Annotated in this window: 19 protein-coding genes; 4 read left to right on the top strand and 15 right to left on the bottom strand. The window is 70.2% G+C overall.

Translation table 11 applies throughout. The features are described from left to right. Window positions 1-56 precede the first annotated feature (56 nt). Window positions 57-2,963 carry a vitamin B12-dependent ribonucleotide reductase gene (locus ACF1FZ_RS19600; protein WP_391774644.1) on the bottom strand — a complete coding sequence of 969 codons (2,907 nt, stop codon included), beginning with the start codon at window positions 2,961-2,963 and terminating at the stop codon, window positions 57-59. Between the two features lie 154 nt (window positions 2,964-3,117). Beyond that, window positions 3,118-3,633, bottom strand: a complete 516-nt coding sequence (nrdR, locus tag ACF1FZ_RS19605; RefSeq protein WP_391774645.1) for a transcriptional regulator NrdR — start codon at window positions 3,631-3,633, stop codon at window positions 3,118-3,120. A gap of 525 nt (window positions 3,634-4,158) precedes the next feature. On the opposite strand from nrdR, the gene lexA reads away from it, so the two are divergent. Further along, entirely contained in the window at window positions 4,159-4,956 is a 798-nt protein-coding gene (lexA, locus tag ACF1FZ_RS19610) for a transcriptional repressor LexA (RefSeq protein WP_391774646.1), read from the top strand. Window positions 4,957-5,107: 151 nt separating this feature from the next. Here the strand turns inward: lexA and ACF1FZ_RS19615 are convergent, their stop codons facing one another. The 5 genes from ACF1FZ_RS19615 to ACF1FZ_RS19635 are packed head-to-tail and all read right to left on the bottom strand — an operon-like array spanning window position 5,108 to window position 13,127. Beyond that, window positions 5,108-7,075 carry an ATP-dependent DNA helicase gene (locus ACF1FZ_RS19615; RefSeq protein WP_391774647.1) on the bottom strand — a complete coding sequence of 656 codons (1,968 nt, stop codon included), beginning with the start codon at window positions 7,073-7,075 and terminating at the stop codon, window positions 5,108-5,110. Between the two features lie 50 nt (window positions 7,076-7,125). After that, window positions 7,126-8,982, bottom strand: a complete 1,857-nt coding sequence (locus tag ACF1FZ_RS19620; protein ID WP_391774648.1) for an IucA/IucC family protein — start codon at window positions 8,980-8,982, stop codon at window positions 7,126-7,128. Between the two features lie 60 nt (window positions 8,983-9,042). Further along, window positions 9,043-9,762: a GNAT family N-acetyltransferase gene (locus ACF1FZ_RS19625; protein ID WP_391774649.1), complete on the bottom strand. Its 720-nt coding sequence runs from the start codon at window positions 9,760-9,762 to the stop codon at window positions 9,043-9,045. Between the two features lie 31 nt (window positions 9,763-9,793). After that, entirely contained in the window at window positions 9,794-11,713 is a 1,920-nt protein-coding gene (locus ACF1FZ_RS19630) for an IucA/IucC family protein (protein WP_391774650.1), read from the bottom strand. A 28-nt stretch (window positions 11,714-11,741) separates the two neighbouring features. Continuing rightward, window positions 11,742-13,127 (bottom strand): diaminobutyrate--2-oxoglutarate transaminase family protein, encoded by a 1,386-nt coding sequence (locus tag ACF1FZ_RS19635; RefSeq protein WP_391774651.1) that lies wholly within the window; start codon window positions 13,125-13,127, stop codon window positions 11,742-11,744. 341 nt (window positions 13,128-13,468) lie between these two features. On the opposite strand from ACF1FZ_RS19635, the gene ACF1FZ_RS19640 reads away from it, so the two are divergent. Together ACF1FZ_RS19640 and ACF1FZ_RS19645 are read left to right on the top strand one after the other, a co-directional pair. Continuing rightward, on the top strand, window positions 13,469-14,680 hold the full coding sequence (locus ACF1FZ_RS19640; protein WP_391774652.1) for a trypsin-like serine peptidase: 1,212 nt from the start codon (window positions 13,469-13,471) through the stop codon (window positions 14,678-14,680). A gap of 166 nt (window positions 14,681-14,846) precedes the next feature. After that, window positions 14,847-15,032, top strand: a complete 186-nt coding sequence (locus tag ACF1FZ_RS19645; RefSeq protein ID WP_391774653.1) for a hypothetical protein — start codon at window positions 14,847-14,849, stop codon at window positions 15,030-15,032. A 125-nt stretch (window positions 15,033-15,157) separates the two neighbouring features. Here the strand turns inward: ACF1FZ_RS19645 and hflX are convergent, their stop codons facing one another. From hflX to miaA, 6 genes are all read right to left on the bottom strand, one after another. Then, entirely contained in the window at window positions 15,158-16,678 is a 1,521-nt protein-coding gene (hflX, locus tag ACF1FZ_RS19650) for a GTPase HflX (RefSeq protein WP_391774654.1), read from the bottom strand. Window positions 16,679-16,811: 133 nt separating this feature from the next. Then, window positions 16,812-18,302: a M1 family metallopeptidase gene (locus tag ACF1FZ_RS19655; protein WP_391774655.1), complete on the bottom strand. Its 1,491-nt coding sequence runs from the start codon at window positions 18,300-18,302 to the stop codon at window positions 16,812-16,814. A 92-nt stretch (window positions 18,303-18,394) separates the two neighbouring features. Further along, on the bottom strand, window positions 18,395-20,542 hold the full coding sequence (locus tag ACF1FZ_RS19660) for a RelA/SpoT family protein (RefSeq protein ID WP_391774656.1): 2,148 nt from the start codon (window positions 20,540-20,542) through the stop codon (window positions 18,395-18,397). 139 nt (window positions 20,543-20,681) lie between these two features. After that, window positions 20,682-21,554 (bottom strand): diaminopimelate epimerase, encoded by an 873-nt coding sequence (dapF, locus tag ACF1FZ_RS19665; RefSeq protein ID WP_391774657.1) that lies wholly within the window; start codon window positions 21,552-21,554, stop codon window positions 20,682-20,684. Window positions 21,555-21,601: 47 nt separating this feature from the next. Further along, entirely contained in the window at window positions 21,602-22,039 is a 438-nt protein-coding gene (locus ACF1FZ_RS19670; protein WP_391774700.1) for a hypothetical protein, read from the bottom strand. A 107-nt stretch (window positions 22,040-22,146) separates the two neighbouring features. After that, window positions 22,147-23,085, bottom strand: a complete 939-nt coding sequence (gene miaA, locus ACF1FZ_RS19675; protein WP_391774658.1) for a tRNA (adenosine(37)-N6)-dimethylallyltransferase MiaA — start codon at window positions 23,083-23,085, stop codon at window positions 22,147-22,149. 172 nt (window positions 23,086-23,257) lie between these two features. Between miaA and ACF1FZ_RS19680 the strand changes: the two genes are divergently transcribed. Continuing rightward, window positions 23,258-23,503 (top strand): antitoxin, encoded by a 246-nt coding sequence (locus ACF1FZ_RS19680; protein WP_391774659.1) that lies wholly within the window; start codon window positions 23,258-23,260, stop codon window positions 23,501-23,503. Between the two features lie 82 nt (window positions 23,504-23,585). Here the strand turns inward: ACF1FZ_RS19680 and ACF1FZ_RS19685 are convergent, their stop codons facing one another. Both ACF1FZ_RS19685 and miaB read right to left on the bottom strand, forming a co-directional pair. Then, window positions 23,586-24,305, bottom strand: a complete 720-nt coding sequence (locus tag ACF1FZ_RS19685; protein ID WP_391774660.1) for a class III extradiol dioxygenase subunit B-like domain-containing protein — start codon at window positions 24,303-24,305, stop codon at window positions 23,586-23,588. A 14-nt stretch (window positions 24,306-24,319) separates the two neighbouring features. Continuing rightward, window positions 24,320-25,840 (bottom strand): tRNA (N6-isopentenyl adenosine(37)-C2)-methylthiotransferase MiaB, encoded by a 1,521-nt coding sequence (miaB, locus tag ACF1FZ_RS19690; protein ID WP_391774661.1) that lies wholly within the window; start codon window positions 25,838-25,840, stop codon window positions 24,320-24,322. Window positions 25,841-25,972: the final 132 nt, after the last annotated feature.

Below are 25,972 nucleotides of genomic sequence, written 5' to 3' on the forward strand. Positions count from 1 at the left end.
CAGCTACCCGCGCGGACCGCACCGGAGGTCTCCTCCGATGCGGCTTCGCCCGTCGGTCAGCTGCACCCGCTGGTCGAGCCGCAGCCCTCGCAGATGTAGCAGGACCCGGCGCGCTGCATCTTCGTGCCGCACGAGAAGCACAGCGGCGCGTCCGCACTGATGCCGAGCTGCATCTCGACCAGCTCGGCCGAGGTGTGCGCCGTCTTGGGCGCCGGCTTCTCAGCACTCTCCTCGGGCGAGGCGACCGCCTTCAGCGGCTGGGTCTGCACAGGAGCGGACTGCGCCAGGCTCTCGGTATCGAGCTCGTCGTCCCCGAAGGCGGGCTCGTACGAACCGGTGTCCAGATGACGCTGACGCTCCTCGGCCGAGTGGATGCCGAGCGCGGAACGTGTCTCGAACGGCAGGAAGTCGAGCGCCAGGCGGCGGAAGATGTAGTCGACGATCGACTGCGCCATCCGCACGTCCGGGTCGTCCGTCATACCGGCCGGCTCGAAGCGCATGTTGGTGAACTTGGAGACGTAGGTCTCCAGCGGGACGCCGTACTGCAGGCCGACCGAGACCGCGATCGAGAAGGCGTCCATCATGCCCGCGAGGGTGGAGCCCTGCTTGGACATCTTCAGGAAGACCTCACCGAGACCGTCGTCCGGGTAGGAGTTGGCGGTCATGTAGCCCTCGGCGCCGCCCACCGTGAAGGAGGTGGTGATGCCGGGACGGCCCTTGGGCAGGCGCTTGCGGACCGGACGGTACTCGACGACCTTCTCGACCGCGGCACGGATGGTGTCCTCGGTCTTCGCGGTCACCTCGTCCTTCTTCTCCTCCCACTTCTTGGTGGAGAGGGGCTGGCCGACCTTGCAGTTGTCCCGGTAGATCGCGAGCGCCTTGACGCCCATCTTCCACGCCTCGAAGTAGACCTCCTCGACGTCCTCGACGGTGGCCGTCTCCGGCAGGTTCACCGTCTTGGACAGCGCACCGGAGATCCACGGCTGGATGGCCGCCATCATCCGGACGTGGCCCATGGCCGAGATGGAACGCTCGCCCATGGCGCAGTCGAAGACCTCGTAGTGCTCGGTCCTGAGCCCCGGGGCGTCGATCACATTGCCGTTCTCGGCGATGTGGGCGACGATCGCCTCGATCTGCTCCGGCTGGTAGCCGAGACGGCGCAGGGCCTGCGGCACCGTGCCGTTGACGATCTGCATCGAGCCGCCGCCGACGAGCTTCTTGAACTTGACCAGGGCGAGGTCGGGCTCGAGGCCGGTGGTGTCGCAGGACATCGCGAGACCGATGGTGCCGGTCGGGGCGATGACCGAGGCCTGGGCGTTGCGGAATCCGTTCTTCGCACCGAGACGGATCACGTCCTGCCAGGCCTCCGTGGCGGCGGCCCAGATCGGCGAGTCCAGGTCGTCGACGCGGACGGCCACGGCGTTGGCGTCCGAGTGCTGCTTCATGACGCGCTGGTGCGGCTCGGCGTTGCGGGCGTAGCCGTCGTACGGGCCGACGACCGCGGCGAGTTCGGCGGAGCGGCGGTAAGACGTGCCCGTCATCAACGAGGTGATGGCGCCGGCGAGCGCGCGGCCGCCGTCGCTGTCGTACGCGTGCCCGGTGGCCATCAGCAGAGCGCCGAGGTTGGCGTAGCCGATGCCCAGCTGGCGGTAGGCGCGGGTGTTCTCGCCGATCTTCTGGGTCGGGAAGTCCGCGAAGCAGATCGAGATGTCCATCGCGGTGATGACCAGTTCGACGACCTTGGCGAAGCGCTCGGACTGGAAGGACTGGTGGCCCTCGCCGTCGTCCTTGAGGAACTTCATCAGGTTCAGCGAGGCCAGGTTGCACGAGGTGTTGTCCAGGTGCATGTACTCGCTGCAGGGGTTCGAGCCGTTGATGCGGCCGGACTCCGGGCAGGTGTGCCAGTGGTTGATGGTGTCGTCGTACTGGATACCGGGGTCGGCGCAGGCCCATGCGGCCTCGGCCATCTTGCGGAAGAGGGACTTGGCCTCGACCTCTTCGATGATCTCACCGGTCATCCGGGCACGCAGGCCGAACTTCCCGCCGGACTCCACGGCCTTCATGAACTCGTCGTTCACACGGACCGAGTTGTTGGCGTTCTGGTACTGGACGGACGTGATGTCGTCGCCGCCCAGATCCATGTCGAAGCCCGCGTCGCGCAGGGCGCGGATCTTCTCCTCCTCCTTCACCTTGGTCTCGATGAAGTTCTCGATGTCGGGGTGGTCGACGTCGAGGATGACCATCTTGGCCGCGCGGCGGGTGGCGCCGCCCGACTTGATCGTTCCTGCGGAGGCGTCGGCGCCCCGCATGAAGGAGACCGGGCCGGAGGCGTTGCCACCGGAGGAGAGCAGTTCCTTGGAGGAGCGGATGCGGGACAGGTTCAGGCCGGCACCGGAGCCGCCCTTGAAGATCATGCCCTCTTCCTTGTACCAGTCGAGGATCGACTCCATGGAGTCGTCGACGGCCAGGATGAAGCAGGCCGAGACCTGCTGCGGCTGGGGCGTACCGACGTTGAACCAGACCGGCGAGTTGAAGCTGAAGATCTGGTGCAGGAGGGCGTAGGCCAGCTCGTGCTCGAAGATCTCGGCGTCCGCGGGGGAAGCGAAGTAACCGTAGTCCTCGCCGGCCTTCCGGTACGTCTTCACGATCCGGTCGATCAGCTGTCGCAGACCGGTCTCGCGCTGCGGCGTGCCGACAGCACCCCGGAAGTACTTGCTGGTGACGATGTTGACCGCGTTCACCGACCAGAAGTCGGGGAACTCGACGCCACGCTGCTCGAAGTTGATCGAGCCGTCGCGCCAGTTGGTCATGACGACGTCACGGCGCTCCCACGCGACCTCGTCGTACGGGTGCACGCCGGGAGTGGTGTGGATGCGCTCGATGCGCAGGCCCTGCTTGGTCGCAGTCGACTTGGCTCCCTTGGTGCGGGAACCTCGTGCCGGGCCGCTCGCCGTCTCTGTCATGCCGCCTCCCATATGTGGGCAAAAACGCCCTGAAGTGCCCAGTTCTTCCCAGGGCACAGTGTGTGTCTGATGTTCCGGACGCCGCGCACAGCGTTCCGGAACAGGTCTTGGTGCCGCCTGTCGCCGGCTCGGCCGCCCCTGCGGCCGCCTTCGGTCAATCGGCGGCGACTGTGGCGGGCGCGGGGATCCCAGGGGTTCCACCGCTCCCGTCCCGCTCCGCGCGGGGCCGCCGTTCGCGGAGTTCCGCGATGGCGGTCTCGAAGTCTTCGAGCGAGTCGAACGCCCGGTACACCGAGGCGAAACGCAGGTACGCGACGAGGTCGAGTTCCTGCAAGGGGCCGAGTATGGCCAGCCCCACATCGTGTGTCGTCAGCTCGGCACCCCCCGTGGCCCGCACCGCCTCCTCGACCCGCTGGCCGAGCTTCGCCAAGGCGTCCTCGGTGACGGGGCGGCCCTGGCACGCCTTGCGGACCCCCGAGATGACCTTGGTGCGACTGAAGGGTTCGGTCACGCCGCTGCGCTTGACCACCATCAGTGAGCAGGTCTCCACCGTCGTGAAACGACGGGAGCAGTCGGGGCACTGACGACGCCGCCGGATCGACGTCCCGTCGTCCGTCGTGCGACTGTCCACGACCCGGCTGTCGGGGTGCCTGCAGAAGGGGCAGTGCATGTCTCCGAACCCTCCTTCACAGCACGACTGAATAGCCCTCCGCGCCCTGTTCAGGGCCCCTGAGGACGGTCACAAGCATAGGTGATGCACTCGGCTCCGACGGACCGGGGACCACTACTTATGGGCGGCGAAAGCAGGGCAGCCACTACATCTAGGGTTTTGCCCTGCCTCTGCCCCACGCGCGTGTCGCGCTTCCCCGCAGGCCCGGGGCAGCCTACGGCCCGGCACGAGGGTACGGGAAACGGACGCCGGCCGAGGCCCCGGGGCCGTCCTGCGGGGGCAACCGGGCGCACCCCCGGAGAGGGCCTTTCGCGGCACACATCCCGCATACGCAGGCGGACCGGTGGAGCGCGGGCGCAATTCCGGCCGGCTCCATCGAATCGCGGCCCGGCGCCTCAGCTCATACACCTCTCGGTAAGCCCACGAGAGCCCTTTATTTGTTTTTCACTCGAACGTGTGTTTGGCGCAACCTTTCGAAAGCTACTACCGTTGCCTAACCAGGGAGACCATTCGAGAGGGGCCGACGTGACCACCACCGCAGACAGCGCGACCATCACTGCCCAGGACCACCGCTCCCAGGGCCGACTTGAGCCGGTGCACACCGTGAATGACTCGATGTCGAACGCGGGGGGGCCGGAGCCCGCACGAGCAGCACGCTCTTTGCCCGGCCGGCCTCCAGGGATCCGGGCGGACAGCTCAGGGCTCACGGACAGGCAGCGGCGCGTGATCGAGGTGATCCGGGATTCCGTGCAGCGACGGGGATATCCCCCCTCGATGCGCGAGATCGGCCAGGCGGTGGGACTGTCCAGCACCTCGTCCGTCGCCCATCAGCTGATGGCTCTGGAGCGTAAGGGATTCCTGCGCCGCGACCCTCACCGGCCACGCGCTTACGAGGTGCGGGGCTCGGACCAGCCCAGCACACAACCGACCGACACCGCCGGGAAACCCGCAGCCTCGTATGTGCCGCTGGTCGGCCGGATCGCGGCCGGTGGCCCGATCCTCGCCGAGGAGTCCGTCGAAGACGTCTTCCCTCTGCCCCGCCAGCTCGTCGGTGACGGCGAGCTCTTCGTGCTGAAAGTCGTCGGTGACTCGATGATCGAGGCGGCGATCATGGACGGGGACTGGGTCACCGTCCGGCGCCAGCCCGTCGCGGAGAACGGCGACATCGTGGCAGCCATGCTGGACGGCGAGGCCACGGTCAAGCGGTTCAAGCGCGAGGACGGCCATGTGTGGCTGCTCCCGCACAATTCCGCCTATCAACCGATTCCCGGTGACGAGGCGACGATCCTGGGCAAGGTCGTGGCGGTGCTGCGGCGGGTATGAGTTCCGCCGGTTCGACCGGCCCCGGGACCACTGCGCCGGTCCCGGGGCCCTGATGTCTCCGCGGTCTCCCGGACACATGCCCTGAGAGGTACGAACCGGACATTCACTCCGGCGGACCGCCCCGGGGTGTCCCTGGCGGCCCGCCCTCCTCTCACTGCGCGGTCTTGGCCGCCGCGTCGATGGCCGCCAGCGACCGCCGCGCCTGATTACGGTCCGTGGTGTACCAGAAGTCCGGCAGTGAGGCGCGGAGATAGCTCCCGTACCGCGCATTGGCCAGCCTGGGGTCGAGCACGGCGACCACGCCCTTGTCGCCCATGGCCCGCACGAGCCTGCCGGCACCCTGCGCCATCAGCAGTGCGGCATGGGTCGCCGCCACCGCCATGAAGCCGTTGCCGCCGGCTTCCTCGACCGCTTTCTGGCGGGCGCTCATCAGGGGGTCGTCCGGCCGGGGAAAGGGAATCCGGTCCATGACCACGAGCTGACAGCTCGGACCCGGGACATCGACGCCTTGCCAGAGGGACAGCGTCCCGAACAAACAGGTCTCGGGGTCCGCCGCGAAGTTCTTGATGAGCTCCCCGAGTGTCTCCTCACCCTGCAGCAGAATCGGCTTGTCCTGTCGGCCACGCAACTCCTCGGCGGCCGCTTGGGCCGCCCGCATGGAGGAGAACAGCCCCAGGGTGCGGCCACCCGCCGCCTCCACCAGCTCTGCGAGCTCGTCGAGCATGTCGGTGCGGGAACCTTCCCGTCCAGGCGTGGCCAGGTGCCGGGCGACGTACAGGATGCCCTGCCTCGGGTAGTCGAACGGCGAGCCGACGTCGAGCCCCTTCCACTGCGGGATGTCGTCGCCCGCCGTGCCCTCGGGCGCGAGGCCCAGGGACGCCCCCACTCCGTTGAAATCACCGCCGAGCTTGAGCGTGGCCGACGTCAGCACCACCGAGCGGTCGGCGAACAGCTTCTCGCGCAGCAGCCCGGACACGGACAGCGGCGCGACCCGGACCGACGCACCGAAGCGATCATGGCGCTCGTACCAGACGACGTCGTACTCGGAGCCCTGTGTGATGCGCTCCGCGACGCTGTGGACCGACTCGACGGACGCCATGGCCTGTTTGCGCACCGCGTCCTCGTCCTGGACGGACTTGTCCCGTGTGCCGCCGAGGGCGGAGATCACCGTACGCGCGGCGTCACGCAGGGCCATGAGGGCGTAGCCCAGATCCTCCGGCACCTCTTCCAGGCGCCCGGGCAGGGCCAGTTCCATGACCCGCTCGAACCCCTCCGACGCGGTCAGCAGGGCGTCGGCCGCCTTCTCGTTGACCAGCTTCGCAGCGCGGCGCACCGCCCGGTTCACCTGGCCGGGGGTGAGCTCGCCGGTAGCCACCCCGGTGACCCTGGAGACCAGTTCATGGGCCTCGTCGACGATGAGCACCTCGTGCTTGGGGAGCACGGGCGCGCCCTCGATCGCGTCGATCGCGAGCAGGGCGTGGTTGGTGACGACGACATCGGCGAGCTTGGCCCGCTCCCGGGCAGCCTCCGCGAAGCACTCGGCACCGTACGCGCATTTGGTGGCGCCGAGGCACTCGCGCGAGGAGACGGAGATCTGGGCCCACGCCCGGTCCGATACGCCTGGTGTCAGGTCGTCCCGGTCACCGGTCTCCGTCTCGTCCGACCAGTCACGCAGACGCAGCAGGTCCTGGCCCAGTTTGCTCGACGGCGCCGCCGCTTCGAACTGGTCGAAGAGCCCTTCCTCCTCGTCCTGCGGAGCCCCCTCGTGGAGCCGGTGCAGACAGAGGTAGTTCGAACGGCCCTTGAGCATCGCGAACTCCGGCCGACGGCGCAACAGCGGGTGCAACGCGTCGACCGTGCGCGGAAGGTCCCGCTCCACCAGCTGGCGCTGGAGGGCCAGTGTCGCCGTGGCCACCACGACCCGCTCTCCGTGGGCCAGCGCCGGCACCAGGTAACCGAGGGACTTGCCCGTGCCGGTACCGGCCTGGACGAGCAGATGGGCGTTGTCGTCCACGGCCTCGGCGACGGCCTCGGCCATGGAGACCTGGCCGGGCCGTTCCGTACCGCCGACAGCGGTGACGGCGGCGTGGAGGAGCTCGGGGAGAGATGGCTTCGTCATAGCCCGACCACCCTACGGCGCCCCACCGACAACATCGATCGGTCCCGGACTCACGCGGAGGGGTGGAGCGGATTGGGGACGGTGCCCCGGACTGCGGCGTGAGGGCGCTTCGGCCGGTCACGGTAACCGTCCAGATGCAGGCGGTTGCGGTTGAGGCACAGGCGCTCGATCGTCGGCGTCAGCATGTCGAAGATCTCGAACCGCTCCTTGAGGTCGGGGAAGCGGGCATGGTGCCTCAGGATCTCGGCACGGACGAGTGACCAGAATTCACCCTCCGGTAAGCCCAGTTGCTCCTCACAGAGGGGTGACAGATATCGGAAGACCCCCACGAAGAGCCCGGAGTGGATGAACTGGGTCAGGAAGGAGGGCTCCTCCGTGAGCAGGACGGCGCGGACGTCGGCGGGCATCGTGTCGTGCTCGGGCAGCGGCCGGGCACTGACGTTCACGTCGTCGACGAAGTCCTTGATCGCCAGGCGGACCGGCACGTCGTTCTCGTCGAAGACGACGATGGCGTTCTCACCGTGCGGGGAGAAGACCGTGCCGTAGCGGTACAGGAAATGCAGCAGCGGGGGCAGCAGTGCGGCGAAGAGCCGGGTCAGCCAGGCGGCCGGGGGCAGTCCCGAGCGGGCGACGAGCTCGGCGGTGAAGGAGCGGCCGCCGGGGTCCGTGTGCAGCAGAGCGGCCAGCGTACGGGCGCGTTCGCCGGGTGCGAGGCGCGGTTGGAGGGGTTCCCGCCAGATCGCTCCGAGGATCTCCTTGAACTGGTAGGGAGACTCCGGGAGGTGGTCGTAGAGCGGGTGCTCGACGGCCACCGAGGCGACTTCCCCGAGCAGGATGACCCCGCAGGTGTCACGGAGGAAGGGATCGCCTTCACACAGTCCCTGGACCCACGCCGTGACGGCCGGGGCGGCGAGCGTGCGTTCGGTCGGCAGGCCCCGCCAGACCAGGGTGTTGAGGATCGACAGGGGCAGCTTGACCGTGTGCCGGTCGGGGCGCCCCACATTGGTGAAGGTACGGATGGACTGCTGCGGCAACCGGAGGTCGTCGTCCGCGTGCAGGGGCACGATGTCGCCGTCCGCGATCGCGGGGGCGAAGAGGGGGAGGATCCATTCGTCCCACTGCCACGGATGCACGGGAAGGAACAGGTAGTCCGCGGGGTCGAGGTCCCGCCCACACAGGATCGCGGCGAAGGAGTCCCGGACACAGGGGTCCAGTTCCTGGTCGTAGAGGTCTTCGGGGGTGGCGACACGGCCCACTCCCCGGTAGCCCGCTATACGGGTGCTGACGGCGATCCAGGGCAGCGCGGTGGCCGACCGGGCTTCCGGCGTGAAACGGGCGGCGTCGGCTGCGGAGAACCCGAGACGGCCCTTGTTCGCCACGAGCCAGGGGTGGCCGGTCTGGTGGCCTTCGAGCTCGGCGTACGGAAGCTCGGCGAGCTGCGCGGCACGGAGCGCGGTGTGATCGAGACGCACGTCGGCGGTGAGCGTGGCGGTGATCTCACGGATGAGGTGTCCGAGCGTGGCGCCGTCGAGGCCGAGGAGACGGCGGCCGCGGGCGAGGAAACTCAGCGGGTCGCAAAAGGGTGTGCCCTCGGCGTTCTCGTCTCCGGTGCCTGGGACGGCCGCCTCCCGGACCGTCGCGGGATCGACGCGCCAGCTGCCGTAGGCACCGCGCCGGGCGTGGAAACTCAAGGTCGCCCCGTCGTCGAGCGGCACGGTGTAGCCGTCCCGCCCGGCACCGCCGTCCGCCCTCGGTACGGGCTCGATGACTTCCTCGTAGGCGAACTCACCGAGCATCTTGGCGAGGAGCCTCGCCGCAGCCCGGTCCCAGACGGCCCGGTCGAGTTCCGGGGTGTCGAGCGGCGTATGCGGCTCCGCCGGATGATGGCTCGCAGGATATGTCGGCACGGAGACTCCTCCGGGTGGGACCGATGGGGTTCGAGTGGGCTGTGCGGTGCGGTGAGTTGTTCACAGGTGTTCACGGTGGGCTCGGTCACGGATCATCAGGGCCGCTCGCTTCTCAGGAAGATCCACTTCCGCGCTGAATCGGAAGCCGGCGCTCAGGAAGGCGGCCACGGACGGGGTGTTGCGCAGGTCCGGCTCCGCGACCACGCGCCCGCAGAGGGGGTGGTTGTCGAGGATGAGGTCGGAGACCACCCTGAGCAGAAGGGTGCCGATGCCCCGCCCCCGGTCGCCCACACCGCCGACGAGGAGGTGGACCCCCATGTCGTGGGGTCGTGCCGGATAGTGCCGGGCCAGCGGGTCCAGGTCCGCGCGGTAGATCTCCCAGTAGCTCATGGGCATGCCGCCCAGGGCGCCGAGGCAGGGGACGCTACGACCGTCACCTGCGAGCTGCTGACGGAGGTGGGCGGCGGTCACCGACTCCGGTCCGGCGAGCTCCCAGAAGGCGGCGACCGCGGGGTCGTTCATCCACCGGCTGATCACCGCGAGGTCGCGATCGGGTTCCGCCGGGACGAGCCGGAAGGGACCGGCGGGAGTGGTGACAGGGCTCCACGCGCCGGGATCGCCCACGAGAGCGGAGAGGCCGGCCCCGGCGACGGTGGGCGCAGGGGCATCACCGAACAGGACCAGGAGCTCATCGGTGAGCCGCAGCTCCAGGGTGTCCTCGGTTCCGGTGGCGTCGGGCGGAACGGCACCGGTGCTGATGTGGGCATCGGCATGATGCACCGTGACGTTCTCCTCTCCTGGGTTCAGACGGTCATGCCTTGTCGCTGCGGAGCGGATTGGCGATGGTGACGTACACGGACTGGGTGTCCACCGGCCCGACGAGTTCGTCGAGGCCCTGCATCCGGGTCAGCAGGTTCGCCTTGCAGCGGAGTTCGCCGGTTTCCAGGAGGTAGGCCGGCAGGGAGGAGCCCAGCTCGACGGCACCTTCGAGGAAGCGGCGGAAAGCGGCGAGGAGCAGTTGTTCGTCGGCCAGCCCCTGAGCGCCGAAGGCCCCGATCAGACCGAACACGTTGTTGATGCCGAGGTAGTAGGCGAGCCGCTCGTCGGTGACGGCGTCGGAGACGAAGGTGTCGCTGAGGGCGCCGATGCCCGGGAGCCGGCGCTCGAGAGCGGAGCGGTGGGACTCCCGGAAGTAGTAGCCCTGGTTGTCGCGGTACCTGCCGCCGACGGGCCAGCCGTCCGGGTCGAGGAGGACGAGCGTGTTCTGCTGGTGGGCCTCCAGGGCGACGCCCGCGTGTGCGTCCAGCCAGAGGACGGGCAGGACGACGCGGTCGAGGTAGCGCAGGAACCACTCGGCGCATACCGCTCCTGCCGTCCTGCCCGTGCGGGCGGCGAGCGACGAGACCGTGTCGGCGAGCCGCGAGTGTGTGCCCGGACGGCCGGGCCACGGACGGGGGGCGGTGAGTCCGGCGATGCACACCGCGTCGTCAGCCGGGCCGAACGGATTGTGGCGGAGCATCACGTCGAGACCGGGGACGGGCCTGCCGTCCGGATGGTCGACAGCCAGCCAGGCGGGGTCCCGCACGATGTCGAAGCCCGGGTGCGCCTCCCGCCACCGGTCGGCCAGCCCGGTGCGCAGCAGCCGGTGGACCTCGGCTCCCCGGTGGAGTTCCTTGCGGAGGTTCTCCCGGCGGGAGTTGGTGATGCGTACGCCGAGGGACAGCTTCAGCATGAGGTCGCAACCGGGGCGGTGCACGGTCCGGACGGAGGAGGTGGGGTACCAGCGTTCCCCGTACGGGCCGAGGTCGTGGAGAAGGCCCTTCTCGCACAGCGCGGCCACCTCCGGGCGGCGCAGGACCTCTGCGGCCTGCCAGGGGTGGAGCGGGAGGGCCGTGCTCCCTTCAGGGAGGCTCAGCCCTTCGGCGTGGGGTGCGAGGAGCGCCTCCGCCGGAACAGGTCTGCCGGCTTTCGTCCACGACGACTCCGTAGCCAGGACGGAGCGGTCCACGGCCATCCAGTGGAGCGGGAAGGAGCCGCGCAACTCGGGTGAGTAGAGCAGCGCCTCGGACTCGGAGAGGCCTTCGCGGCTCTTGGGAGTGGGATGCAGGGGGTGGCCGAACACGAGGGACTGCTCGGCGGCGAGGAAGAGATCGGCCTCGGACGACGCGGTGGGTGTGCGGCGCCGGTCCGCGACGAAGACCGCGGTGTGACGTACGGAGTCGGCCACCCTGGCCACCAGATCGGCTCCGGCGTTCCGCCCGCTCTCACGGCTCAGCAGCGCGGCCACCGTGACGGCGTCGACGCCCGGTGCGCCGGCGGGCGCGTTCTCCAGCACCGGCGTCCCGAAGCGGTGACAGCCCGTCGCGGACCAATGCCCGATCGGGACGATCAGGGCGGTGCCGCTCGCGGGGAGGGGAATGCGCAGGGTGTCCCCCTGCGGACGGGGCAGGTCGTTCTCCCTGGCCCAGCAGCGCAGCAGATTCTCCGTGCCCGCCGAATCCGCGGCCCGGACCGGATCCGGATGGTCCAGCGGGTCCTGGTGGGCGTGACCGGGACGTCCCTGGAGGGCGCCGGGAGGGGTGTACGCCCCGGCCCGCGGGTTTCCGTGCGGGCCGGCCTTCTGGCGCGGCACGGTCGTCGTCTCGACGGCGAGGGGGCCTTCCGGCAGGTCGTGCCCTCGCTGGTGGCTGGTGAGGGGGCCGTCGGCCTCGGGCTCAGGGGTGGGGTTCACGGCGGTCTTCCTTGTGAGGGGTCCGGGGTCAGCGGGTCGGCCCGGCAGCGGCCCGGCGGTACGGAGAGCGCTCGGCCGCTCTCAGCGCGTCGGCGAGGCGGTCGACGACCGCCGTCGCCTGTTCGTCGGTGAGAGTGAGGGGAGGAAGCAGTCGGACCACGGCACTGTGGCGTCCGCCGAGTTCGACGATGAGGCCGCGGCGCAGGCATTCCTGCTGTACCACTGCGGCGAGGGCCGGATCGGGGGGCGGGACGGATCCGGCGCCGGCGGTGGCCGGCCCGGCCTCGGGGTCGACGAGCTCGAGGCCGATCATCAGACCGCGGCCCCGGACGTCACCGATGCCCGGATGGTCCGCGCGCAGCGCCCGGAGCCCGGCGAGCATGCGTGCGCCCAGCGTCCCCGCGCGTTCGGCGAGCCCGTTCTCCCGTACGTAAGCGAGAGTCGCGGCCCCGGCCGCCATGGCGAGCTGGTTGCCCCGGAAGGTGCCCGCGTGGGCGCCGGGCTGCCAGAGGTCGAGCTCCGCGCGGTAGACGATCACCGCGAGCGGCAGTGAGCCGCCGATGGCTTTCGAGAGCACCATCACGTCGGGCACGACACCGCTGTGCTCGACCGCCCAGAAGGCGCCGGTCCTGCCGACGCCGGTCTGCACCTCGTCCGCGATCAGGGCGATGGAACGCTCCTGGGTGATCTCCCGCATCCGGCGCATCCAGCCGTCGGGGGCGGGATTCACCCCGCCCTCGCCCTGGACGGGTTCCACGATCATGGCGGCCGGAGCGGGCACACCGCCCTTGGGGTCGTCCAGGAGGTACTCCGTCCAGTGCGTGGCGATGTCCGCACCCCGCTCCCCGCCGACTCCGAAGGGGCAGCGGTAGTCCTGCGGGAAGGGAAGTCTCGTCACCCGTACGTCCGGGGCGCCTCCCGAAGCGGCCAGGGCGCCGGCGGTCATCCCGTGATACGCGCCCGTGAAGGCGAGGAGGCCGCTGCGTCCGCTCGCCGTCCGGGCCAGTTTGAACGCCGCCTCGACGGCGTCCGTGCCCGCCGGACCGCAGAACTGGATCCGGGCGTTGTCGGCCAGCTCCCGGGGCAGGGTGGCGAACAGCTCGGTCGTGAAGGCGTCCTTGACGGGCGTGGCGAGATCGAGCACATGCAGCGGTGCCCCGGAGTCGATGACCTGCCTGACGGCTTCGAGTACCACGGGGTGGTTGTGGCCGAGGGCCAGGGTGCCCGCCCCTGAGAGACAGTCGAGATAGCGCCGGCCGTCCGCACCCTCGATGGTCATGCCCCGTGCGCGCACCGGAACGATCGGCAGGGACCGCGCATAGGTGCGGGCCGCCGATTCACGCAGCGCCTGACGCCGCAGGATCCCTTCGTGCACAGGAGGGAGCGTCACCGGAGCTGGTTCGGTCACGGCCACGGCTTCTCGGTCCTCCTGCTGTAACGGTTACGTTGCGCATCGGGTGGCGCCCGAGGGGGCGAACTGCGCCGATGAACCCCGTCCGGGGCTCCCCCGTACGTACCAACGACGCGGAAGGCGGGAGATCACGGGTAAATCGGAAGATCCTTGCGCACGCGGAACCGTGGCCCTGCCGCACACCGTCCCCATCGGCACCGGCATAGTGGGGGGCCGCACTCGGGACGCAGCCGCCGCTCCGGGGGTGTGCGCCGTGGCCTGCAGCCCCGTGCCACGCACCCCAAGTCCGCAGTGCAGTAACGAAGTCAGTGACGAAGTCCCAGGGGGATCACCAGATGCGACCCATGCGCCCGATCGATACCGCACACCGCGGGGGGAGCGCCCGTCGCACCCCCCGGGTGTTCGCCGCAGCCGCCCTCGCCGCTGTCCTGACGCTCACCGCCACCGCCTGTGGTCCGGAGGAGGACGGGGCGGTCAGCGAGCCGAGCAGCTCCGCCGGCCGGGCCTCCGACGGGAAGGTGGTGATCCCGGACGATCTCAAGGACCGGCTCAAGGAGCACGGGATCGATCTCGACAAGTGGAGGAACGGCGAGTGGAAGAACTGGGACAAGGACACCTGGCTGCGTGAGGCCAAGGACTACGTCAACCCCGTCATCGAGGACCTCTGGAACCCGGACCGGATGCGGGAGGCCGACAAGCCCCCGGAGAACCCGGTCGACAACGACATCTCCGGTGACGAGGGCGTGACGGACCCGACCCCGGCCCCGGTCGAGGCGGCGAACCTGCAGACGCCGTACCACAAGGCCGCACCCGAGTCCGGAAAGCTCCTGTTCGACGGCCCCGACGGTTCGATGGTCTGCTCGGCGACCGTGGTGCAGGACCCGGCCCGCCCGGGCAAGTCCAACATGGTCTGGACGGCCGGGCATTGCGTGCACGCGGGTAAGAACGGCGGCTGGTACCGCAACATCGCCTTCGTCCCCTCGTACAACGACAGCGGCATGTCGACAGCCGAGCTGCAGAACGCGTCCAAGGAGGAAGTCGCTCCGTACGGCGTGTGGTGGGGCCAGTGGGCGCAGACCTCCGAGCAGTGGATCAACCAGGGCGCCGCGACCGGCGGGCAGGGCGCTCCGTACGACTTCGCCGTGCTGCAGGTGACTCCGGAGAAGGGTGCGACGGGCAAGTCCCTGGAGGAAACCGTCGGGTCGGCCCTCCCTGTCGAATTCAACGCCCCGGCCGTTTCTGAGACCGGCAGCATGACGGCGACCGGCTACCCGGCGGCCCCGCCGTTCGACGGCCAGAAGGCACTCCGGTGCACCGACGAACCGGGCCGCCTCACCGTCTTCGCACAGCAGCCGACGATGTACCGCATCGGCTGCACCATGACCGGTGGCTCCTCCGGCGGCGGCTGGGTCACGGACGGCCGGGACGGCAAGCCCGCGCTGGTCTCCAACACCTCGATCGGTCCGGTCACGGCGGGCTGGCTGGCCGGCCCTCGCCTGGGCGAGGAAGCGAAGGGCATCTACGAAGCCGTCAGCAAGAAGTACGCGGGGCAGTAGGACCGCGCCCGTCGGGCCCCGGTACGGCAGCAGCAGGCCGGGGCCCGACGCGTCGTGGGGCCCCGCCCTCGCGCAGGCCCCGCCGGACACCGGAATGACACATTCATGGCAATTCTCGCCGAGCATCCGCGTATTCGGGGGAGCCTCTCTCCACGGCGGTCTGCTCATGCACACCTGTGCGGACCGTCCCGGCCGGCTGTCGATCAGCCCCGCCACCCCCACCAGGTACCGCATCGGCTGCACCATGCCCGGCGGCTCCTCCGGCGGGGGCTGGTTCGCCGAGGGCAAGGCCACGCCGGTCCCCCACACGTCCACCGCCCCGGTCACCGCGGGCCGGCCCCGGGCGCGGTGAGGACGCCCGGGCATCTTCACGATGATGAGTGAGAAGTTCGCGGGCCGGTAACCACGCGGAAGAGGCCGGGCTCCCCTCGTCGAGGGGAGCCCGGCCTCCGCGCGATCACGCGTGCGGTCAGCGCGTCAGTGGGGCACCGGCACGAAGACCGCCAGGTCGGCTCCGAGCTGCTCGTGGACCCGCGCCTTGAGCAGCGTGCCCTCCGGCGTGTGCTCCTCGGAGAGCACCTCGCCCTCGGCGTACACCCGTGAGACGAGCCCGCCCTGGGTGTAGGGCACGAGCGCCTCGATCTCCACGGACGGCCGCGGCAGCTCGGTGTCGATGAGCGCGAGCAGCTCGTCGATGCCTGCGCCGGTCCGCGCCGACACCGCGATCGCGTGCTTCTCCGTGCGCAGCAGACGCTGCAGGACGAGCGGGTCCGCCGCGTCCGCCTTGTTGATCACGACGATCTCGGGCACGTCGACCGCGCCGACCTCCCGGATCACCTGACGCACCGCGGCGAGCTGCTCCTCCGGCACCGGGTGGGAGCCGTCCACCACATGCAGGATCAGGTCGGAGTCACCGACCTCCTCCATGGTGGAGCGGAACGCCTCGACCAGGTGGTGGGGAAGGTGCCGCACGAATCCGACGGTGTCGGCCAGGGTGTAGGTCCGGCCGCTCGGGGTCTCGGCCCGGCGCACGGTCGGGTCGAGGGTCGCGAACAGGGCGTTCTCCACGAGGACGCCCGCGCCGGTGAGCCTGTTGAGCAGCGAGGACTTCCCGGCGTTGGTGTATCCGGCGATCGCCACCGAAGGTACCTTGTTGCGCCTGCGCTCCTGGCGCTTGATCTCGCGGCCGGTCTTCATCTCCGCGATCTCCCGGCGCATCTTCGCCATCTTCTCGCGGATCCGTCGCCGGTCCGTCTCGATCTTGGTCTCGCCGGGTCCACGGGTGGCCATACCGCCACCACCGCTGGAGCCACCACCGCCCATCTGCCGGGACAGCGACTGGCCCCAGCCGCGCAGGCGCGGCAGCATGTACTGCATCTGTGCCAGCGACACCTGCGCCTTGCCTTCACGGGACTTGGCGTGCTGGGCGAAGATGTCGAGGATCAGGGCGGTCCTGTCGACCACCTTGACCTTGACGACGTCTTCCAGGTGGATCAGCTGGCCGGGGCTGAGTTCACCGTCGCAGACGACGGTGTCGGCCCCTGATTCGAGAACGATGTCGCGCAGCTCCAGCGCCTTGCCCGAGCCGATGTAGGTGGCCGGGTCCGGCTTGTCCCGCCGCTGGAAAACGGCGTCGAGCACCTGGGCACCCGCCGTCTCGGCGAGGGCCGCGAGCTCCGCGAGGGAGATCTCCGCGTCGTGGACGGTCCCCGATGTCCAGACACCGACGAGAACCACGCGTTCCAGGCGCAGCTGCCGGTACTCGACCTCGGTGACGTCCTCGAGTTCGGTGGAGAGGCCCGCCACACGTCGCAGCGCGGCACGCTCGGAACGGTCGAGCTGGTCGCCGTCCCGCTCTCCGTCGATCTCGTGGCTCCAGGCGACGTCCTCTTCCATCAGGGCGTCGGCCCGAAGGCTCTCGGTGAGGCTCCCGGAGTTGGCGTCCGTGGCGCTCTGCGCGTCCTGCGCGTCCTGGGGAAGGGAAGAAGAGGAGGTCATTGGATCCTTACGTCGATAGAAGTCCGGTACGTCAGCCACAACGCGTGATCCCGCCGGAAGATTCCCGCGGAGGGGATCCACCGGCCGGCTGCCGTGCCGACACGTCGATAGTGGCATGTCCCCGCCCGGCTCGTCATTCGGGTTTCGGTGCCCGCGCGGGGCTCTGTACACCCGCGGGGTCCCGAGGCGTATCGCTGCGCCAGTCCGGGTGACCCGGCATCGGCGGTGTCTTCTTCCCGTACAGCCACCCGTCGAAGAACTCCGTCAGGTCCCGCTCCGCGATCCTCGACGCGAGGGACGTGAACTGCGCGGTGGTCGCCGATCCGTTCCGGTGGACTCGCACCCACGCCCGCTCCAGGCAGTCGAACGCGGCCTCGCCGATCTCCTCGCGCAGTGCGTACAGGACGAGCGCGCTCCCGTCGTACACGACCGGCCTGAACAGACTGATCTTGTGGTCGGAGGTGGGGACGTCGGGGCGGGCGGGCGGGCCGCCCGCGGTGCGCCAGGTGTCGGAGCGGGCGTAGGCCTCGCGTATCCTCCGCTCCATCGGCTTCTGCGCGTGCTCCTCGGCGTAACGGACCTCGTACCAGGTGGCGTGTCCCTCGCTGAGCCACAGATCGGACCAGGAACGCGGGGAGACGCTGTTGCCGAACCACTGGTGTGCGAGTTCGTGCACCATGACGGAGTCGACGTACCACTCCGGGTAGCCGGCGCCGGTGAACAGGGAGCGTTCGAAGAGCGAGAGTGTCTGGGTCTCCAGTTCGAAACCCGTCTCGGTGTCGGCGACCAGGAGGCCGTACGTCTCGAACGGGTACGGGCCGACCTGCTCCTCCATCCAGGCGAGCTGTGCCGGTGTCTTCCTCAGCCAGGGCTCCAGTTCCTCGCGGCCGGCGGCGGGCACCACGTCGCGTAGCGGCAGGCCGTGCGGTCCGGTGCGGTGCAGGACGGCGGAGCGGCCGATGGACACCTGGGCCAGTGCCGTGGCCATCGGGTGTGCGGTGCGGTAGGTCCAGGTGGTGGTGCCCGCGTGGTCCCGCTTCCCCGCGGGAAGGCCGCCCGCCACGACCGTGAGTTCCTTCGGCGCGGTCACCCGGAAGGTGAAGTACGCCTTGTCGGACGGATGGTCGTTGCCGGGGAAGACCCGGTGCGCGGCGTCGGCCTGGTTCGCCATCGCGAGACCGTCGGCGGTCGGGACCCAGCCTCCGCGGGCCTGGTCCCCGGAGGGGTCACTCGTGTGCCGGACGGTGATCCGCACGGGGGCTCCGGCAGGGAGCCGGGAGGGCACGCCGATGACCAGGTCCTCGCCCGCGTCCGAGAAATCCGAGCGCAGCCCGTTCACTTCGGCCGAGCGGACGGCGCCCCGGGCGAAGTCGAGGTTGATCCGTTCCAGGGGCGCGGTGGTCCGTGCGTCGATCGTGGTGACGGCGTCGAGGGGTTCGGTGCTGCTGCCTCTGTAGGTGAGCGAGATGTCGTAGGAGAGGACGTCGTAGCCCGGGTTGCCGAGGTGAGGGAACAGACGGTCACCGACGCCGAGCGGTTCGGGTGCGGGCAGGGTGGCGGCGACGAGGGTGACCGGCACGGCGGCCAGCAGAGCGGCACGCAGGCGGCGGGAGGTCAGCGGCATGGACTACGGCTACCAGCGCGCGCCGCCCGCACGGGGGTGACGCGCGCCGCACCACCCGAACGGGGCCGCCGGGCGGCGGCAGGGAGAGGCCCTCAGCCCGCGGCGGCAGGCTGCTGGGCGCGGCTCACGTCGTACACGCCGGGTACGTCGCGCATCGCCCGCATCAGGCCCGGCAGCCCTGCCGCGTCCGGCAGCTGCAGCGTGTAGGTGTGCCGGACACGCTGTTCGCTGGGCGGCTCCACGGTCGCCGAGACGATGGCCGCGTCCGCGGTCGCGATGGCCTCGGTGAGGTCGGCGAGGAGCCGGGGCCGGCCGAAGGACTCAGCGACGAGGGTGACCCGGTAGTCGGCGGTGCCGCTCCAGTCGCCCGTGTCGTCCCAGCGTGCTCCGACGGCCGCCCTGCCGAGCTCCCGCATGCGGGCCACCGCCGGGCACTCCTCGCGGTGCACGGTGACGGCTCCGCCGCGCACCGTGAAACCGATGATGCCGTCGGGCGGGACGGGGGTGCAGCAGCCGGCGAGCCGGACCGGCGAGCCCGGGGTGTCGACGACCACGCTCGAAGCCCGGCCGCCCGCCCGCCCCCGGCTGTTCGACGCGTCGTCACCGGGCTGGACCTGCGGCCTCGGCGCGTCGGGCCTGCTTCGGTACGGTCCTTGCGCACCGTCCGGATGGGCATCGAGCCAGGTCGTGATCGCGATCCGGGCGGCAGGGGTCCGCGCGTGGTCGAGCCATTCCGGGGAGGGGCCGGACGAGGCGTCCTCGACGAGGAGCAGCTGCACGGTGTCACCGTCCTTCAGCACGGTGCTGAGGGTGGCCAGCCGGCCGTTGACACGGGCTCCGATGCAGCCGTGCGCCTCCTCACCGTGTTGTGCGTAGGCGGCATCGACGCAGCTGGCACCGGCAGGCAGCCCGAGTGTCCCGCCGTCGGTGCGGAAGACCGTGATCTCCCGGTCCTGGGCGAGGTCTGCGCGCAGCGTGGCCCAGAACGTGTCGGAGTCGGTCGCTGCTTCCTGCCAGTCCAGGAGGCGGGAGAGCCAGCCGGGCCTGGTCGGGTCGGCGCGCTCACCGTCGGCGGGTTCGGCCTGGTGCCCGGCGGCGCTGCCGTCCTGGGCGTACGGGTTGCCGAGCGCGACGACACCCGCCTCGGCGACCTTGTGCATCCGGTGCGTGCGGATGAGGACTTCGGCGACCGCGCCCTCGGGGCCGACGACCGCCGTGTGCAGCGACTGGTAGAGGTTGTACTTCGGGGCCGCGATGAAGTCCTTGAACTCGGAGATCACCGGAGTGAAGCAGGTGTGCAGCTCGCCCAGGACCGCGTAACAGTCGGCGTCCTCCCCGACCAGCACCAGCAGCCGCCCGAAGTCGGTGCCCCGCATCTCACCGCGCTTGACCCTCACCCGGTGTACCGAGACGAAGTGGCGTGGCCTGATCAGCACTTCGGCGCTGATACCGGCTTCCCGCAGAGTCGACCTGACGCTGTCTGCGATCTCGGTGAGAGGGTCCTGCGCACCGCCACGGGCGGAGATCAGGGCCTGGGTGCGCTCGTACTCCTCCGGATGGAGGATCGCGAAGACCAGATCCTCGAGCTCCGTCTTGAGGGCCTGCACACCGAGCCGCTCGGCGAGCGGGATGAGCACGTCCCGGGTGACCTTGGCGATCCTGGCCTGCTTCTCGGGACGCATGACGCCGAGAGTCCGCATGTTGTGCAGCCGGTCGGCCAGTTTGATCGACATCACCCGGACGTCGTTCCCGGTGGCGACGAGCATTTTACGGAAGGTCTCGGGCTCGGCGGCGGCTCCGTAGTCGACCTTCTCGAGCTTGGTGACGCCGTCGACCAGGTAACAGACCTCGTCGCCGAACTCCTCGCGCACCTGGTCGAGGGTCACCTCGGTGTCCTCGACCGTGTCGTGGAGCAGTGAGGCGGTCAGGGTCGTCGTCTCCGCGCCGAGCTCGGCGAGGATCAGGGTGACGGCCAGCGGATGAGTGATGTACGGCTCGCCGCTCTTGCGCATCTGGCCGCGGTGGGAGGACTCGGCGAGGACGTAGGCGTTGCGCAGAATGGTGAGGTCGGCGTCCGGGTGGTGCGCGCGATGAGCCTCCGCGACATGCCCGATGGCATCGGGCAGCCGGTCGCGGGAGGCCGTTCCGAGCAAGGCGACACGGCCCAGCCTGCGCAGATCGATCCGTGGACGACCGCGCTTGCGAAGGGGAGCACCTGGATCGGTGGCCTCTGCGCTCATGGGGCACCTCCGGCAACGTCGACCGGCGGTGGAGGGGTGCGGATGCACCCCCGGCCGGTGCTTGATGCTATCGACCCCACCACGCGGCGCAGACCCGCTCTCGCCCAGCGTGAAACGGATCACCCATTCGAGCGAAGTTCTAACCGATCACCGTTTCGAGCCAGGCGGTGTCGAGCACGCCCTCCGCGACGATCACGGCGGGCCCCGTCATGTCGATCCCGCCGTCCGGATATTCGGTGATCACCAGGGTGCCACCGGGCAGGTCCACGGTGTACGTGACCGGGACCCCCGTCTTCGCCGGGTCCACACCGTCCCTGCGGGCGGCGGCGACGGCCACCGCGCAGGCACCGGTGCCGCAGGAGCGGGTCTCACCGGAACCGCGCTCGTGGACGCGCATCGCGACGTGCCGGGGTCCGCGGTCCGCGACGAACTCGATGTTGACCCCGTCCGGGTAGACGGACCGGGGGCTGAACGGCGGTACCGAGTGGAGTTTTCCGGCGTGGGCCAGGTCCTCGACGAACGCGACGGCATGCGGATTGCCCATGCCGACGTTGCGGGCCTCCCAGCTGCGGCCGTCCACCGTGACCGTCACACCGCTCCCGGACAGGACGGCCCGCCCCATGGAGACCGTGATGTCGCCGTCCTCGGCGATGTGCACCCGCTTGACACCGCCCCGGGTCGCCACGGCCAGATCGCCCTCCGCGACGCATCCGGCACGCTGCAGGAAGCGAGCGAAGACACGCACTCCGTTGCCGCACATCTCGGCGACCGAACCGTCCGCGTTGCGGTAGTCCATGAACCACTCGGCCTGCTCGGCCATGTCCCGCGCCTCGGGGTGCGCCGCGGACCGCACGACGTGCAGCAGCCCGTCGCCACCGATGCCCGCCCGACGGTCGCAGATCCGGGCGACGACGGGAACCGGCAGGTCGAGGGCGTTGTCCGGGTCGGGAACGATCACGAAGTCGTTCTCGGTGCCGTGGCCCTTGAGGAAGGTGATCTGCGAAGTACTCACGAAGCAACTGTACGAGGCCGTACCCGTGCCCCGTGGGGCCGACCCCGTCAGCGGAGCCGGGCCACGCGCCAGACGGCCAGGACCACCAGCGCGGCGCCGAGGGCCACGTACAGCGCGATCACCCGCCAGTCGGGCCTGTCGTCCGATCCCCTGGCCGGCAGACCGGGCCAGGTGTGCCCCACACGGCGCGCGGCCATCATGCCCCAGCCCGCGGCGCAGCAGCTGATCAGCAGACCCAGCATCGCCACGACGGCACCACCGCCGCCGAACTCGAAGGCGAGCGGGAAGGCGAACATCAGGGAGCCGGCCGCCGCCAGCCCCACGATCGGTGCGAGCTGCCAGATCCGCAGCCGGCGGGCGGGACGGAGCTCGACCTCGACCTCGGGGGCCACATCGGCCTCGTCCGGCCCGTCAGGGCTCAGACGTCCTGCGTCGTGCTGCACATCCGGTGATTCTCGGTCTGTGTCGCGAGGGCCGGCCTCCATCGCCACGCGCCCTCCCAACTCGGACTCCACTGGTCGATCGATGCTCGATGATGGCACGGTCCCGGCTGCCGGAATGACGGGCGGAGCTTCCCGATGCCATCACGTGATCAGGCTGTAACCGCTCGTTCGACCAACGCCAGAGCCCGGTGCGGAAGTTCCCCGCGCTGTTCCTCGGCACCACTCAGCCACCGGACGCGCGGGTCACGCCGGAACCATGAGTCCTGTCGGCGTGCGAAGCGTTTGGTGGCGCGTACGGTCTCCGCGCGCGCCTCGTCCTCGGTGCACTCCCCCGCCAGTGCCGCGAGCACCTGCTGGTAGCCGAGCGCCCGCGAGGCGGTGCGCCCCTGGCGCAGGCCCCGGGCCCCGAGGTCACGCACTTCGTCGACGAGCCCGGCCTCCCACATCCGGTCCACGCGGGCACGGATCCGTTCGTTGAGTTCGGGCCGTTCGACGTCCACACCGATCTGAAGGGCGTCGTAGACCGCTTCGTCGCCCGGGAGATTGGCCGTGAAGGGTCTGCCCGTGATCTCGATGACCTCCAGGGCACGGACGATGCGGCGCCCGTTGCCGGCCAGGATGGCACGGGCGGCCTCGGGGTCCGCGGCGGCGAGCCTGGCGTGCAGGGCGCCCGAGCCGCGCTCCGCCAGTTCCCGTTCGAGTCCGGCGCGTACCTCCGGGTCCGTTCCCGGGAATTCGAGGGCGTCGATCGCGCCCTTCACATAGAGGCCTGAACCACCCACCAGGACGGGAGTGCGCCCTTCGGCCAGCAGCCGGTCGATCTCGATGCGGGCGAGCCGCTGGTATTCGGCGACGCTCGCGGCCTCGGTGACGTCCCAGACGTCCAGCAGGTGATGAGGAACGCCGCCACGCTCGGGGAGCGCCAGTTTCGCGGTGCCGATGTCCATGCCCCGGTAGAGCTGCATGGAGTCGGCGTTGACCACCTCACCACCGAGCTGCTGGGCGAGGAATACTCCCAAATCGGACTTTCCGGCCGCGGTAGGACCGACGACCGTGATGACGCGGGGGGTGGGAGCTGGTCTTCTCACCGGAACAGTCTCCCAAACTCCGGGACCCGCCCCGACCGCGAGGGGCCGGGCGGCCTTCCGTCCCGCCCGGCACTCCCTGACCCGCCCGGCACGAAAGAGCACAGTGAGTGACGCACGTTTGCCCTCGGACGGGTAAAATGTGATCACAGTCCCCCAGCACGGAAGGTGACCCATGGGTTTCCTGGACAACCTGAAGACCAAGCTGGCCCCGGCCAAGGAAAAGGTCGGCGACCTCGCGCAGCAGCACGGGGACAAGATCGACCAGGGCCTCGACAAGGCTGCCCGCACGGTCGACCAGAGGACCAAGGGGAAGTACAGCGACAAGATCGTGTCCGGTACGCAGAAGGCCAAGGACGCGGTCGACCGCCTGGGCCAGAAGAACGAAGGCGGTACACCGCCGCCGCCTCCCGCATCCTGATCAGGGTCTCAGCGGGAACGGGGGCCGTGGAGCGGTGTCGCTCCACGGCCCTCGTCCGTACGGGGGAGGAACCGGGACCGGGTCACGACCAGGCCGCGACGGTGTACCCCACGCCGTAGGGTGCGTCCTCGTACAGCAGCTGTCCGCCGAGCCCCGCTCCCCGGGCCGCGCCCGCGAGCACCTGCCAGGGCGCCCGGCCGGCCGCCTTCAGTTCGTACGCGAGCGACTCGTCCAGAGCGCTCAGCGCGGCCAGGTCCGCACTGCCCAGCGCCCGGGCCGCCGCCGCGTCGAAATCCGCTGCCCGCTCGTCCAGGTAACCGGGCGCCTTGACCGTACGGCAGGCGCTGCCGTCGCCCATGACCAGCAGGGCCACCCGCTCCGCCCTGGCGGCAAGGTCCGCTCCGGTCCGCAGACAGCGGCCGGTGGCGAGCGGTTCGCCCACGCCGAGACCCTCGGCCGGGGCAGCGTCCCACCGGGCACGGCCCAGCAGCCAGGCGCCGACGGCGAGGGAGGCGGGGAGCGGGCGTTCCGGTGCGGGGGACCCGGCGGCCGCCTCGCCCAGCCGCACGGTCAGGCCGACGCCGAAAGCGGCGAAGGAGCCGGCCGAACCCGGAGGGAAGGGTCCCTCGCCGCCCGGTCCGGCCGGCCCCGTCACCACCAGCAGATCCGGTTTCGCGGCGGTGAGGACGCCCATCGCGTCCAGGCACGCCTTCCTGGCGACGTCGAGTTCGGGCGCGGCCCCCGCGGCCACCTCGGGAACCAGGAGCGGCGGACAGGGACACACGGCGGCGGCGACAAGCATGCCGGTCAGCGTACTCAGTCGCAGCCGCACCCCGGGGTGGCGGCCGCGGGCAGCGGGGCGGGTGCGCCGATGCCCGGCAGGCCGAGCATGACTCCGGCAGGACGGCCGGAGGGAGCCGCGGTGCGCTTCTCCCAGGCGTCCCCCGACCGGGTGTGCCGGACGTCCAGGGGCGCGCCCTCCGCGAGCAGGTGGTGCGGAGCGGCGTACGTGATCCCGACCGTCACCACGTCCCCGGGGCGCACGTCCTGGGACGGCTTGGTGAAGTGGACCAGGCGGTTGTCGGGCGCACGGCCGGAGAGCCGGTGCGTGGCACCGTCCTTGCGGCCCTCCCCCTCCGCGACCATGACTTCCAGGGTGCGGCCGACCTGCTTCTTGTTCTCCTCCCAGGAGATCGCCTCCTGGAGGGCGGACAGGCGCATGTAGCGCTCCTGGACGACCTCCTTGGGGACCTGCCCCTCCATGTCGGCGGCGGGGGTCCCGGGGCGCTTGGAGTACTGGAAGGTGAAGGCGTTCGCGAAGCGGGCCTCACGCACGGCGTGCAGCGTCTGCTCGAAGTCCTCCTCGGTCTCCCCGGGGAAGCCGACGATGATGTCGGTGGAGATGGCGGCGTCCGGCATGGCGGCACGCACCTTCTCGATGATCCCGAGGAAGCGCTCCTGGCGGTACGAGCGGCGCATGGCCTTGAGGATCGTGTCCGAACCCGACTGCATCGGCATGTGCAGCTGGGGCATCACGTTCGGTGTCTCGGCCATCGCCGCGATCACGTCGTCGGTGAAGTCGCGCGGGTGCGGCGAGGTGAAGCGGACGCGCTCCAGGCCGTCGATGGTGCCGCACGCCCGCAGCAGCTTGGAGAAGGCCTCACGGTCGCCGATGTCGGAACCGTAGGCGTTCACGTTCTGGCCGAGCAGCGTGATCTCGCTGACGCCTTCGGCGACGAGGGCCTCGATCTCGGCCAGGATGTCGCCGGTGCGGCGGTCCTTCTCCTTGCCCCGCAGGGCCGGGACGATGCAGAAGGTGCAGGTGTTGTTGCAGCCCACGGAGATCGACACCCACGCGGCGTACGCGGACTCGCGGCGGGTGGGCAGCGTCGAGGGGAACGCCTCCAGGGACTCGGCGATCTCGACCTGCGCCTCTTCCTGGACCCGGGCGCGCTCCAGCAGTACGGGCAGCTTGCCGATGTTGTGCGTGCCGAAGACGACATCCACCCAGGGGGCGCGCCGCACGATGGTGTCGCGGTCCTTCTGCGCCAGACAGCCACCGACGGCGATCTGCATACCGGGGCGCTTCGTCTTCATCGGGGCGAGGCGGCCGAGGTTGCCGTAGAGCTTGTTGTCGGCGTTCTCACGGACCGCGCAGGTGTTGAAGACGACGACATCGGCGTCACCGTCGGAGCCCTCGGGTGCGCGCACGTATCCGGCACCCTCCAGCAGCCCCGACAAGCGTTCGGAGTCATGGACGTTCATCTGGCACCCGTAAGTGCGTACCTCGTAGCTCTTCTGGACGTCCACTGCATCGCTCCGGTTGCCGCTGGTCATGGGACAAGGGTAGGCGGTGGCCGGAGCCCGGCCGAACGCCGGAGCCGCCGCAGGGGGCGGGCGGAAACCGTCCGGGGCGGACAGGGAGGCCAGGGGGCGTTGAACGACTCGTTCCGGCCGGTTTCTATGCTT

This window comes from Streptomyces sp. NPDC014623 (genome assembly GCF_043088245.1).
Classification (GTDB): Bacteria; Actinomycetota; Actinomycetes; order Streptomycetales; family Streptomycetaceae; genus Streptomyces.